At 39.8% G+C, this 13576-nt stretch carries 12 protein-coding genes and 1 pseudogene; 10 read left to right on the top strand and 3 right to left on the bottom strand.

Annotation, left to right across the window (positions count from 1 at the left end; genetic code table 11):
- Nucleotides 1–120: 120 nt before the first annotated feature.
- A complete protein-coding gene (locus FDK13_RS33340) occupies nt 121–594 on the top strand; it encodes a JAB domain-containing protein (RefSeq protein ID WP_137344351.1) in 474 nt (157 codons plus the stop codon).
- 74 nt (nt 595–668) lie between these two features.
- On the opposite strand, the gene FDK13_RS33335 is transcribed toward FDK13_RS33340, so the two are convergent.
- Entirely contained in the window at nt 669–956 is a 288-nt protein-coding gene (locus FDK13_RS33335) for a hypothetical protein (protein ID WP_137344350.1), read from the bottom strand.
- Between the two features lie 500 nt (nt 957–1456).
- On the opposite strand from FDK13_RS33335, the gene FDK13_RS33330 reads away from it, so the two are divergent.
- The 6 genes from FDK13_RS33330 to FDK13_RS33305 all read left to right on the top strand — a co-directional run bounded on the left by FDK13_RS33330 (nt 1457) and on the right by FDK13_RS33305 (nt 9756).
- A complete protein-coding gene (locus FDK13_RS33330; protein WP_137344349.1) occupies nt 1457–1849 on the top strand; it encodes a plasmid mobilization protein in 393 nt (130 codons plus the stop codon).
- Nucleotides 1834–3132 carry a relaxase/mobilization nuclease domain-containing protein gene (locus tag FDK13_RS33325; protein ID WP_137344348.1) on the top strand — a complete coding sequence of 433 codons (1299 nt, stop codon included), beginning with the start codon at nt 1834–1836 and terminating at the stop codon, nt 3130–3132. Before FDK13_RS33330 ends, FDK13_RS33325 begins: the two co-directional genes overlap by 16 nt.
- An 11-nt stretch (nt 3133–3143) precedes the next feature.
- Nucleotides 3144–5132: a conjugal transfer protein MobC gene (mobC, locus tag FDK13_RS33320; protein WP_137344347.1), complete on the top strand. Its 1989-nt coding sequence runs from the start codon at nt 3144–3146 to the stop codon at nt 5130–5132.
- A 394-nt stretch (nt 5133–5526) separates the two neighbouring features.
- Entirely contained in the window at nt 5527–5790 is a 264-nt protein-coding gene (locus FDK13_RS33315) for a recombinase family protein (protein WP_137344346.1), read from the top strand.
- A gap of 575 nt (nt 5791–6365) precedes the next feature.
- A complete protein-coding gene (locus tag FDK13_RS33310) occupies nt 6366–7724 on the top strand; it encodes a serine hydrolase domain-containing protein (protein ID WP_137344345.1) in 1359 nt (452 codons plus the stop codon).
- A gap of 433 nt (nt 7725–8157) precedes the next feature.
- Entirely contained in the window at nt 8158–9756 is a 1599-nt protein-coding gene (locus tag FDK13_RS33305; protein WP_137344344.1) for a T9SS type B sorting domain-containing protein, read from the top strand.
- Nucleotides 9757–10140: 384 nt separating this feature from the next.
- Here FDK13_RS33305 and FDK13_RS33300 read toward each other — a convergent pair whose 3' ends face one another.
- Nucleotides 10141–11178, bottom strand: a complete 1038-nt coding sequence (locus FDK13_RS33300; RefSeq protein ID WP_137344343.1) for a hypothetical protein — start codon at nt 11176–11178, stop codon at nt 10141–10143.
- A gap of 304 nt (nt 11179–11482) precedes the next feature.
- On the opposite strand from FDK13_RS33300, the gene FDK13_RS33295 reads away from it, so the two are divergent.
- The 3 genes and pseudogenes from FDK13_RS33295 to FDK13_RS33285 all read left to right on the top strand — a co-directional run bounded on the left by FDK13_RS33295 (nt 11483) and on the right by FDK13_RS33285 (nt 13013).
- The gene (locus tag FDK13_RS33295; protein WP_137344342.1) at nt 11483–11908 is read left to right on the top strand and encodes a hypothetical protein; all 426 of its coding nucleotides are present in this window, start codon (nt 11483–11485) and stop codon (nt 11906–11908) included.
- A gap of 218 nt (nt 11909–12126) precedes the next feature.
- Nucleotides 12127–12330 (top strand): annotated as a pseudogene (locus tag FDK13_RS36830) (CPCC family cysteine-rich protein); the annotation flags it as partial.
- 119 nt (nt 12331–12449) lie between these two features.
- The gene (locus tag FDK13_RS33285) at nt 12450–13013 is read left to right on the top strand and encodes a hypothetical protein (protein ID WP_137344341.1); all 564 of its coding nucleotides are present in this window, start codon (nt 12450–12452) and stop codon (nt 13011–13013) included.
- Between the two features lie 361 nt (nt 13014–13374).
- Here FDK13_RS33285 and FDK13_RS33280 read toward each other — a convergent pair.
- A partial coding sequence (locus tag FDK13_RS33280) for a transposase (protein WP_170982988.1) occupies nt 13375–13576 on the bottom strand: 202 nt, incomplete at its 5' end.

Raw genomic sequence — 13576 nt, 5'->3', positions numbered from 1 at the left:
CTTGGCTCTGCGCAGGCATTCCATGCTGGGGCTTTCCTTTATTCCGTTGCTTCATGGGCGTTAGCGTCCTTCGCCAATTAGGGCACCATAATAAATTCATAAACCTTAAATTCAAATGTTATGGAAAATGGTGCTAACGTTTCAACAATTTATCAGTTTGCAGAGATTGAACTGGTTTACAAAAATCAGGTTAAAGTAAGTGAGCGTTTTGGAATCAGTCGTTCGCATGATGCCTACTCGGTTTTAAAACAATCCTGGGATGACAATAAAATCGGGTTTGTCGAGCAGTTTAAAATCATGCTTATAGACCGCGCCAACAAAGTGCTTGGCATCTATGAAGTTTGCCAGGGAGGAACCTGCGGTGTGGTAGTAGACTTAAAGCTGATTTTTGCAGCGGCTTTAAAAGCCAGTGCACATGGGATAATCCTTGCACATAACCATCCTTCCGGAAACCTTACAGCCAGTGAAGCAGATAAACAAGTTACAGAAAGAATAAAAAAAGTGGGACAACTGCTGGATATTTTAGTAATGGATCATATCATCATCACCAGTGAAGGATATTATTCCTTTGTTGATGAGGGTATAATGCCTTAAAAAATAAGCGGAAAACCGTAGGCCTGAAACCTACGGTTTTCCGCTTTAATTAAAAGGCCAATCTTCACAATTTACTAAGCCATCCCCAGGGCTTTCAGTTTTTGACTCAGCAGCTCTAGGCCCGCCTTTTCAAGGCAGTCTTTTGAGATTCCAAAAAGAAGCTCGCTGAACTGCTTTGAAATGTTTTCAGGAAGGCTTGGAAGTCCTGCCTTTCCTGTTTCATCCGACCCCTTCTCGATAGCATGACAAAGGACAAGCACGGCCTTACGTGAAATTTTCAAATCGATCTTTACGATCTCGTCCATTCCAGGACTGCAAAGCAGCGTATCATAGACCGTGGCTATTTCAATTTTTGAATCCATATTTCAGGCGTTTAAGTGAGCACTATTTACCACCCGTAAAATTAGAGCGGAGTGCCCAAATGGACCTAAGCAATAAACGGTTAGCATACCTTAAAACAACGCGCTGTCTTTAAATTGCCAGGGTGAAAGAAAGGACTTAAAGCACTCTTCTTTGACGGACAACATTCTGATAATTGATACTGAAAGTGTGTGCAAAACTTAAAAAACATATGACCCAAATGAAGCGGTTTAACACTAATATTCGAAGACGCAAAAAAAATGAAATAATGGATTTTAAAGAATTTAAAGATAGTCTAAAACAAGAAGAGTTTTTGAAAGAATCTCGGGTAATGCCTGCTTTGCCGCAAACTGCCAGATGTCAGAATGTTTAACAACATTCTTCCGGACTGGTAACCCATTCCGGATCTGGCCACTCCGTGGCGGCCGCCAATTCACTCCGAAGTCGTGAGCGGGGGAGTCTAAAAAGTAATAGTGTGTGAGATAGGGAAACGAAGGAGGAGATGGAAAACAAACAATCAAACAAAACAAGAATTGTCGCGCTAAGACTTAGCCCGCAGGAGTTCACGCTACTTGAGCGGAAATTTAAGGGCAGCACATGCCGTAAGCTCAGTGAATATATCCGCAAAGTGATCCTGGAAAAACCGGTGGTAGTCTACTACCGGAACGGTTCACTTGATGACTCAGTCAAGGAGCTAATCAGGCTTAGAAATGAGCTTAATAATATCGGTAATAACTTTAACCAGGCGGTCAAAAAACTTCACACCCTGGATCAGATTGCTGATTTTAAATCCTGGATTATTACCTACGAGCTCGATAAAAGAAGGGTGCTTGCACAGATTGAGGAGATCAAAAAACAGATCAATAAAACAGCAGACCAATGGTTGCAATCATAAAGACAGGGTACTCGCTCCAGCGCAGTTTTTATTATAATGAAAATAAAATCGGGCAGGGGGACGCGCAGTGTATTATGGCCGGAAATTACCCCAAAGATCTGGCGGATCTTAATCACATGCAGCGGCTGAATATGCTTCTTAAAACCGCTAAGCTTAACGATAATGTGAAAAGAAACAGCGTTCATATTTCGCTGAATTTTGATCCGTCGGAGAAGCTTTCAAAGGATCAGTTAACGCAAATTGCGGGCGTTTATATGGATAAGATCGGCTTTAAAGACCAGCCCTTTTTGGTCTATGAACATTACGATACGGGACATCAGCACATTCATATCGTATCGGTAAAAGTCCGACCTGATGGCACCCGGATCGAGACCAATAACATCGGAAGAAACGAGTCAGAAAAGGCCAGGAAGCAAATAGAAATGGACTTTAATCTTGTGAAAGCAGAAGCGCATAAACGTCAGGTTTTTGAGCTTAAACCGGTGAATGTAAGCAAGGCTCAGTATGGGAAATCTCAGACTAAACAGGCGATCAGTAACGTGCTAAATACGGTGCTTAATTCCTATAAATACACCTCGATCGCTGAGCTCAATGCAGTGCTTAGACAGTACAACGTGTTCGCTGATACCGGAAGTAAAGAATCCAGGATCAACAAAAATAATGGGCTTGTTTACCGGATTTTAGATGAGAGAGGCAGGCCCGTGGGTGTGCCGATCAAAGCCAGTGACTTCCATTTTAATCCGGGGCTTAAATACCTTAGCGCGCGTTTCGCGTTAAACGAAACTGCGTGGCTGCCGCATAAAGCAAAAGTGAAAAACGCCATTAATTTAGTGCTAATGGGAGCTTCAAAGCCCGACCTTCAAGGGCTCGCAACGGCCCTGGATAAGCAGGGGATCAAAGTGGTTTTAAGACAGAATGAATCCGGAATTATTTACGGGATTACCTACGTAGACCACCGTACCAAATCGGTTTTTAATGGCAGTAGTCTTGGGAAGCAGTATAGTGCAAACGCTATTCAAGAGCGTTGCAGACCTGCCGGATTAACCCAAGCTTCCCACCAGGAAAAAGCTCAGCACCAAGCTAACCGTAAGGTCAATCATGAGTCAAAACCTTTCAAAAGGCAAGATCAAATAGCATCTTTTGAACCTAATTCCGGCGGAAGTAATGGGCAAAATGAAATGCTGGATTCACTGCTGGATCCTGTAAAAGATGACAGTTCACTGCCGTTTGCGCTGCGAAGAAAAAAGAAAAGAAAACAAAAAAATATCAGTAATCACCTTTAAACAAATCTATCATGGCTTCACAAACAGGAGAAAATCAGCAGGCGCTTCACAGAATTACCGATATGACAAGGCTAATCAGTATTCTGATCCTGGCGCTACACTTTTACTATTTTTTCTATGGCGTTTTCGCGCACTGGAAACTAGTTTCTGTATTCAGCGACCGGATACTTTCCAATATTTACAGGACTGGACTTTTTAATGGATTTAATAAAACCAAGCTTATTGCGCTGGGCCTTCTTTTGATTTCATTGATGGGAGTTAAGGGGAAAAAGGAGGAAAAGATTAGCGTCAAAAAAGGGCTTATCGTCATCGGTATCGGGACGTTTTTATACTTTATAAGCCAGGTTTTTTTAGGTAGAAATAGCGATCTGGTCATGATTTCATTGACTTATATGCTGATCACCACAACCGGATTTTGCCTGGTACTAACAGGAGGGACGTTGCTGTCGCGTGTGATCCATTTAAAGATGAATAGCAAAGATATTTTCAACAAAGAGAATGAAACTTTTCCTCAGGAGCAGCGGCTTTTAGAGAATGAATTTTCTATCAACCTTCCTGCCAGATATCATTTAAAAGACAAGGTTCACCGTAGCTGGATTAACATTATTAATCCGTTCCGGGGGATTTTGGTCCTGGGATCACCAGGTGCGGGGAAGAGCTATTTCTTCATCCGACATAATATTACCCAGCACATCATAAAGGGATTTTCTATGTTTGTCTATGACTTCAAATTCGATGATCTCACTGTTATTACCTACAATACCTGGCTGAACAATCAGGACGCTTACAAGATTGTTCCCAAGTTTTATGTGATCAATTTTGATGATCTTGCCCGTACACACCGATGTAATCCGCTGGATCCACAAAGTCTTCTGGACATCACAGACGCAGCCGAATCTGCCCGTACCATTTTAATGGGTCTTAACAGGGAATGGATCAAAAGACAGGGTGATTTTTTTGTGGAATCACCCATTAATTTTCTTACAGCAATCATCTGGTTTTTACGACGGTATCAGGACGGGGAATACTGCACACTGCCGCATGTGATTGAGCTCATGCAGGTGCCTTATGATAAACTTTTTACAATCCTTCGCTCGGAAAAAGAGATTGAAGTTTTGATTAATCCCTTCGTTTCCGCTTATCTAAATGATGCCATGCAGCAGTTGGAAGGACAGATCGCATCAGCTCAGATTTCAATGGCCAGACTATCGTCGCCGCAGCTTTACTATGTGCTGTCGGGAAGTGATTTTACCCTGGATATCAATAACCCGGTTGAACCCAAGATTGTGTGCATGGGAAATAATCCTCAGAAAATTTCGGTGTATGGAGCGGTGCTATCACTCTACGTAACCCGTTTGATCAAGCTTGTCAATAAGAAAGGAAAATTGAAAAGCAGTCTGATCTTTGATGAGTTTCCAACGATTTATCTAAACAACATGGATAGTCTGATCGCTACGGCCAGATCTAACAAAGTGTCAACTACCCTCGGTGTTCAAGACTTCAGTCAGCTTAGAAAGGATTACGGAAAAGAGCAGGCTGATGTGATCATGAACATTACCGGTAACATCATCAGCGGACAAGTGACAGGGGATACTGCGAAGCAACTTTCCGAGCGTTTCGGTAAAATCATGCAGGACCGGACAAGCTTTTCTATTAACCGAATGGATACCTCGGTTAGTAAATCCAAGCAGCTGGATTCCGCTATCCCACCTTCGAAGATTTCTGCACTTTCATCGGGAGAATTTGTCGGATTGGTCGCTGATAATCCAGAGCAGAAAATTGATTTGAAAGCGTTTCATTGTGAGATTCTTAACGATCACCAGGCGCTGAAAGAGGAGCAGGATAACTATCAACCGATACCGGAAATCAGAAAGATCGATCAATCTACTGTACTTTTAAATTACATGCAGGTGAAACAGGACGTGCTGGATATTGTTGAATTTGAGATGGAGAAGATTATGTATGATCCGGCTTTGCAACATCTTATTATTAAAAAATGATAAGTACGATTTGGATCATTTATTTTCAGTGTAACATAAGAGAATATATGGTTTGTATTTCCGAGATACTGTTAATCATTTAGTTGAACTTGCGCTACAGGGATTTGGATGAATTAAGAGTCTAATCGAAGACTTCGGTATTTACCCATTCTATGTGAGATTCACAGAGCGATATACGATTGGATTAAAGGTGAATAATATTATATACAACTTTTCTCTATACCCGCAGCCCCTCAGGGAAGTGGAAAAATGGATTTATGAGAAAACATAAAGTAGCCGTTTTTAATAAATAAAAGACCATACAAATGAAAACAATAATTTAGCAAAAAATCAAATATTAGATTATCATTGTTATTATTAACTTAATAGATGGGGTTTCATCTAATCACTTAATATGCCTAAGAATATTACTTATTTACGTGTTTCTGCGCCGGGCCAGGACCTTGAAAAGAACAAAGCCGACGTTTCCAATGAGAAAAATCTTGATGAAGTCGAGTTTGTGCATGAAAAGGTTTCTAGCAAAGTTACCTCGCGCAACCGTAAAATTGACGCAATCTTAATTGATAATATGGGAAGGATGGCGAGTGAAATGAAGTTTTTTCTAGAGAGAAACCCAATTCCAGAGAAGTTCTTAAAAAGGGGAGCTCCGAAAATTTAAGTATCTAATGAGAGACTTCGGCGCCCTGGGGCCCTTTTGGATTCTGTATCAGATCCACCGAGCGATATGCTGTCTAAGAAGAATTGTGCAGTTTATTGACTCTGTAATTTTATCTGTTGCTTGTTACAATATGTCATTGCTTTATCATTTAAAGGTGCAAAATGGATAGTGATCATTTTTTCAATCTTTCGTTGTACGGAAAAACGGTCGTTAAAGCGTAATTTGGATGACCAACGGAATCCTGGCTTCTAAGTGAATAGACTATACATTTCAGTTCGCTAAACAGCTGGGGTGCAGATTGATATGTAATTCAAGCTTCGAAGCAGCATAGCCGTCTTACTTAAAGACTGATACAAATGGGTGTAGCAAAGAAATCCTAGTCAATAATGGCCAGGCTTTTAAGTAAGCATTATTATCGTCCGTGAGTGCGAATTTGCCTAAGAAAAAGTGAAGATAGCCACATATAATATAAACGGGATTACCAAGGGGTGCCATTTTTTACCCGAAAATTTCCGGCATTTACCGGCATATTTACATAAATTGCTTTTTTTACCCAAATCCTGCCCCTTCCCTTTATGAAACACTTTCTTTACTTACTTCCAATACTCTTCTATTTCTCCTGCACAAAAAATGAAGACAAGTGTTTAGATGGTTCCGATTTGGAAGTCAGTGTAGATGGCTTTGTAAAACCTTACATCGACAAATCCGAGGCGGTGGGCATAGCCATTGGCGTTTTTAAAGGAGGCAAGCCTTTTCTTCAAAAAGCGTACGGATTGGCAGATATTGAATTAAATGTTAAGCTTCCGATGAACGCATCATTCGAAATTGGCTCGGTAACCAAACAGTTCACCGCAGTCGCCATTCTTCAACTTGCAGAACAAAAAAAGCTCACACTGGAAGATGACCTTAAAAAATATTTAAAATTTGAAACTGGTAAACGAAAAGTCACAATACGACAATTGCTGAGCCATACGTCCGGAATAAAAGGTTATACCGAATTGCCCAGCTTTAAGACATTATCAATTCAGAAGCATAGCAGAGATACGCTCTTACGCATTGTGGAAAAAGAACAATTCGATTTCGAACCGGGCGAAGCATTGATCTACAATAATACGGCATTTTTCATGCTGGGGCTGATCATCGAAAAGGTGAGTGGATTGTCCTATGAAGCGTATGTAAAAAAGAATCTTTTTGATAAGGCGGGGATGAGCAACTCCTATTATTGCAGCGAAAACAAGATCACTAAAAACAGGGCTCACGGTTATGATAAAGTAGATCGAGGTTTGGTAAGAGCCGCTTATCTTGACCACACCTGGCCTTATGCAGCCGGCTCGTTATGCTCGACCGTTGAGGATCTGGGAAAATGGAACAATGCGCTTCATCATGGAAAGATTCTTAATGAGAAAAGCTACAAGGAATTTTTAACGCCTGTAAGTCTGAATGATGGGACGGTTACACGCTATGCGAAAGGCATTACAGTGACGGAATGGAAGGGAAAGCGCCTTATCGAACACGGTGGCGGAATTAACGGTTTTCTTTCTCAGAACAGCTATTTTCCTAATGACGATATCAGCATTATTGTTTTGATGAACACCACCAGCATTAGCCCCAGGAACATTGCCGATAAAGTTGCAGACCTGATTTTCAAGAATTTAGAGCCAGTGAGGCGCACACAATTTTCAGGTGACATCGGAAAATTTACGGGAAACTACAAAGGACGGGGACGCGGCCAGGACATAGATGTGAAAATCAGTAAAAACGTGTCCAACCTTCTGCTGACAGTCGGCAAAGGACAGCCGCAACCGCTTCAATACATTAGGGACAACTTGTGGACAGACGGAAACAACATTTATTTATTCAAACAAGAAAATGGCCGGATCACAGAATTACGAATGGATCAGGTTTATGGATACTTGATATTGAAACGAAAGTAAATACGCCTGTACGCACCTTACGTAACTTTTCTGTATACACGTTGCATTTGCCCGAGATAACGTCGCGCATTTTGACACTTACTACGTTTATTAACCTTCGGTTCAGATGATGCATCAAAATTGGGATTTTAATGGTAATGTTAGAGTAAATTACCAATCCCGAAGTCCGTATTTAGTGTGAAAGCTTATCTGGAAAAAGAACAAGTAGGCGCAGATGCTGACACATATTATAGATTTTGTCTATTGCATTCTGCCAGAAATTATTCGGTTGGAAGTTGAGACAAATTAGCTTTTTAGTGAGCACTCTGGAACATTGTCTAAAACTGAATTTTAAATAATACCTAGCTTTCACAATTGGCGGCAAGTATGTTACAAGAAACATACACTTTAGTTTTTGCTAAATACGTATCAATCTATCCGGATAATTCGGTATATGCAGGCAAAAACCAAGAACAGGTATCGGAAATATTTATTTCCATGGCCTTGTTTGCTTCTGATGATGGCACTTACTCCGTATTGTTTCAGTAATGTCAGAATCCCAAAGGAAACACAGAGAGGATATAAGAATATTAGTAATACTTATTTAAATTCGATCATTTTACAGTCACCGGATGTGTATTGCCGTGGTAATAACCCCGTGCTAATTGTTACAGGACAAAATGTGACATGGTATGCCGATGCAGCAAAAACAAGAATGCTTGCGCAGGGAAATAGCTTCCATGCACCATCTTTGGACCAAACCACAACATTTTATCTTACCGAGACGATTGATCAAATTCAAACCGAGGTAAAAGCCATCACCATTGAAATTGTAGATCCTTTTTTACTGGATATGAAAATCACAACAGCCAGTTGCGGAAGAAACGATGGTACAGTGACAGTCGTTGGTAAAGGCGGTACAGCTCACTATCCGCTTCAATTCAAATTAAATGATGGCCCTTTACAAACCTCTCCTGTTTTTACTAACCTTTCTGCCGGTACTTACAAGTTTACGATTTGGGCCGCTGGATGTTTTGGGAGCAGCGATATAACAGTGGGGCAGCAACCATCTCCAATTATAGCAGCTGTTGATTCCATATCGCCTCATTGCGGGGACACGAATGGCTCACTGCGTATTGCCGCCTATGGAGGAACTGGCTCGTTAATTTATTCACTGAATGGTATTGATTTTAAGTCTGATAACCGGTTTGATAATCTAGCAGGCGGGATTTATACCATCTCGGTTCGGGACGAAAGTCTTTGCATGGTCTCCCAATCTGTTTCTCTTAAAAAAAGTGTAAAGCTTCAGCTTAATACGGTTGAAGTAATGCCTACCAGTTGTGGCAAAGCCAATGGCCAGGTGATAATCAATGCTGCGCAGGGGAATGGGAGACTAACTTATTCGCTAACAGCTCGGTCTGATCAGCTATCGGCTATGTTTGACAATTTGGACGCAGGCAGTTATCAGGTATCAGCACTGGATCAGGATGGTTGCAGCGACATCCAGGCCGTTATAGTTGCTGCTAGTGAAGGGCCAACGATTACCAATATTGACAAGCAAATACCCACTTGTGATGTGGCAGATGGCCGGCTGACGGTTTCTGTTGCTGGCTTGGGCAACCATTATTACAGTATTGATGGCAGGACTTACCAGCAGGATTCTTCGTTTTTCGGACTTCGGGGCGGAAATTTCGTGGTCACCGTAAAAGATGATTCAAACTGTACGGCTGAAAAGAGAATAAATTTGGGAGAGCCGTGCAATCAAATGTTTTACTTACCCAATTCATTTACGCCTAACAATGATGGAATAAATGATGGGTGGGCTATTTTCTTTCCGTTTGCCAATTTAAATATAGTGGAGTTTACCATTTATAACCGGTGGGGAGAAGTTGTTTTTCATAGCAAGCCCGGAAGCGTTCAAAGTGGTAAGATTCTTTGGGACGGAAGTTATAGGGCAATCGTGGTAAATGGATTATATACTTTTCAATTGCAGGTACAGTTCGCTTCTGATAAAAGCCACATTTACCTAGGAACGGTTACAGTGCTTAAATGAAATAAAATTACACCAGTTTGATCAATCGAAAGTGCTTAAAGGTTTATCAAGAGCCTATGAAGACAGTCCGCAAAAACGGAAGTATACCGAGACTGAGACTTCCATACATCATTAATCCATGTTTCGTTTTTTGGCCGTCTCAAAAACTTGTATCGATAATCAAGTTTCTTTTTTTTTGAAAAACATGAGTTTTTGAGACTATCGATAATAATAGGTTACGCAAGGGTATTGACTGCAGCGACGGTGCAAAAGACCAAAATTTGGGCTTGCAAATTGACGTCTTAACGGAGGCAGGGAGTGGAATAGCATATCCTTTCGCCTTTCCAATAGGACTGACTCTGCTGCAATACTTTGTAAAGACTGCTGCATCCATTCGTGCAGTGACTACCGTTTTTTCACAAATATTGAACTGGCAAATGGTCCATTACTATCATTGGGTAATAGAACCTGCACACCATTTTTCCAATACATAGGACACTTAATACCATTATCAAGACCTTCACCTGCCACATATACGTCATTGTTAAACACAAAAACACTGGAAACCCGAAGAGCTCCGGGAAGGCTCTGGGATACACCATTTTTCCAAAGTCTTGCGGATCTGTTATTGTCGTTATACTGCAGATTCCCAACACAATATACATCTTTACCGGAAACGGCTATATCAACTGCTTCTGAATAAAATTCTGAGTTATCTAAGAAAGTGCCAACCCCGTTTTTCCAATATCTTGCCCTTGTATGGAAGCCAATACCTTCACTGCCAGTAACATATACGTCTTTGCCTGATACCACAACTGAGATTGCGTAGGAAATGTTGAGAGGATTGCCCAAAGTTATAACTACTCCGTTTTTCCAATAAACGGCAGTTGTATTTTGGAAGGCGAGCGAACCTGCAACGTATACATCCTTTCCAGCGACAAAAATTCCCCGCGCACGGGAATCTCTAACGGCAGCTTCATCAAGTGGGACTGCCATGCCATTTTTCCAGTAAGCAGCTTGCAATTTTAGTTGCTTAGTGTTAAGTCCATCTCCACAGATATGTACATCTCCTTCTGAGACTGCAACATCATAAAGCAGCTTCGCAGGTATACCATTTTCAACATTTGATACAACACCGTTCTTCCAATATTGCCCAATAGAAGAGGAATATATAATATTGGTACTCACTGAGGAGGCATCCCCCACAATGTGTATGTCGTTGTCCGATACAAAAATTGCCCTGGCACTTGCAAATACATTAGGGGTGGCGAGTTCTACCATCTCACCATTTTTCCAATATTGGCCGTATGGTCTAAAAGTGTTTGAAAAAGTCACATAGACATCGGCTGGTATGTCAGGATTTACATCTTGGTTAGGTTTCTTTTTGCATGTCAAGCAGAACAGAAAAAGAAAAAAAATTACAAAGCTATATGTCTTTTTCACAGAAGGTATGAAACTGTACAAGGATTTATTAAGTTCCAAAGGTACACGCATCTTCACAATATGCCAAGTAACCACCTGACTGCTCGTGTTCGGCTGGAAATACTGCGATGCGTTAAGCAATTATATAAATTCAATTTACCAGATAAGCTTTTTCTTAAATCAAAAAAAGAACTCATTTTCGTGATGCATACGAAATGAACTTTGTCTGACAATCAATTCTTTATCAAGCTAATTCTTTGCCGTTCATTTTAAATAGGCATGCATTATTTATATTTATGCTTCTCAAACAACATTCCCCTTTTGAATGAAAAACTTAAATTTACTTTTCCTGATCTTTTTTACACTAGCTTCTTGCAGGAAAAAGCCGGAGCCGGATTTGGCAGAAAAATTTGTAGGTGACTATTATGGCTCGAAAACAGACGGCACCGTAATTACAACGGAAAACTGGAAGATAACAAAGCAAGATTTAAATCATGTAAATGTCATTTTTTACTTTACGAACACTTACCCGAATGGAAATGTTACACGATCTAAATACGATATCTATATTCCCGACGTAACCGTTTCCGAAAATAATGTTCTTGATTTCAATAACCACTTTGTATTCGATCAGCTGGAAAACATCGTCATTGGTAAAGCAAATCGGACGAATGACATCATAGATTATGATATCGTTATCACTGATGAATATAGTACTAGAAAACTGAGTAATAAGATTTACAGACAATAATATCAAAACCACTCTCATAATTAATACTATATTCTAATTGTTAAGTATTAAATGAAAGTTTTAATTTATTATTTAGGCATTGACTTCCCGCTGGCCGCCATTAGCAAGAGAAGATAGGTTGTTCGAGATCATACATTGAAAATCGTTACGAAAAACGAAGCGCAGTTGCGTATGGACAAATTTATGTGTCCGTGTTGTGGATATAAACATATGATGAAGAACCAGGACAGTATGAAATTTGTCGTGTTTGTTTCTTGGAAGATGATTCCTCACAGAGAGAGTTTCCAAATTATGAAGGTGGCGCTAACAGAGTTTCGTTAAAGAAGAGCCAACAGAATTTTATCGATTTTGGAGCTTGTAAGTATGACATGAAAGGCCCTGCCAGATTACCGAAACAAGAAGAGCCCAAAGGCCTGAAATGAAGGAAGTTAGAATAACCTTTTTGAAGTGATATAATAAAATAAGTCTCAAAAAAGGAACATAATGTTAAGTGACAGGCTGTTACTTATAAAAATAATCTGAAAATCAGAAACCGTGTGATATGAAGGGTATTTGGTACAATCGCCGTAGATTGAAATTTATAATTTTATTACTCATTGGTTTCTCTAATGCTTACGCACAGCATAAAAGCAGTCCGCAAATTTTTTTTCAAGACCATTTCTATTTATATCCGGAAATTGATTCAAACATGGCAATTGCTCATCTATCAAAAAAATCTTATGCAGATTTAATTGACAAAATGTTTGAAGTTGACCAGAAATATAGAGATAGTATAATGAAGTATAGAAGCTTATGGAGTAATAAAAACATTTCAGAAGTGCCAACAAATGTTCGCAGCTATTTGAGTTTAGAAGGTATAAACGACAAAGCCAATCAAAAGTTATTGCTCAGACTAGTGACTTTATATGGCTGGCCAAATGGCGGTGTGGATCAAAATTTAAGTGTTGCCAAAAAGGCTTGGTATATAGTTTGGCACGCACCAAAAGAAGTTGAAATTAAGTTTTATAAATATTTAAAAGATGCAGTAGAAAATAATATACTGGAGAAACGTGAGTATGACAATTTAGTCCATCGTAAATACGAGAAATCCTTAAGTACACTTTAAAGATGTATACATTCAGGCCTTAATAAATCACTGATTGAAAATTGCTTTAATGTTAACTCAAACAAAATGTTAGTCATTGTGCAAGAATAAAATACTGACTTGTTTCGTCCTTAACCTTTTCAAGCATTAAGCATGTATACTTATTGGTGCCAGTCTCAAAAAACGATAGAATCAACTTTAATTACGGATTAAAAGGCATTACAAAATGATTCCAAAGAATTTGAAATTACCGTTTTATATATGCTCATTTGTTCTAGTGATTTACCTAGGAGTGTGTCGCTCTTAGCTCTCTTATTGTCTTTAATTTTTGGATTCGGGTTTAAGACTTCATTTGCTGAATTATTTTACGTTAGTAGCTTCTCTATGAAGTCATTGACATCTTAAACATGCGTTTTATATTGTAAGCTAAGCACACCAAGCTCCATTCGTTGTCTGTTTCAAATATTCCTCTTAATGAAAATTGCCGGAACCTTAAAACGCTTTTGATGATGCCGAAAACGGGTTCAACAGTTTGCTTTCGCTTTTTATAAATGGCTTCATATTGAGGGATTTTCAAGCGCATC

The organism is Dyadobacter frigoris (assembly GCF_005280585.1).
Lineage (GTDB): Bacteria > Bacteroidota > Bacteroidia > Cytophagales > Spirosomataceae > Dyadobacter > Dyadobacter frigoris.
This window is presented reverse-complemented; position numbering and strand designations above follow the sequence as displayed.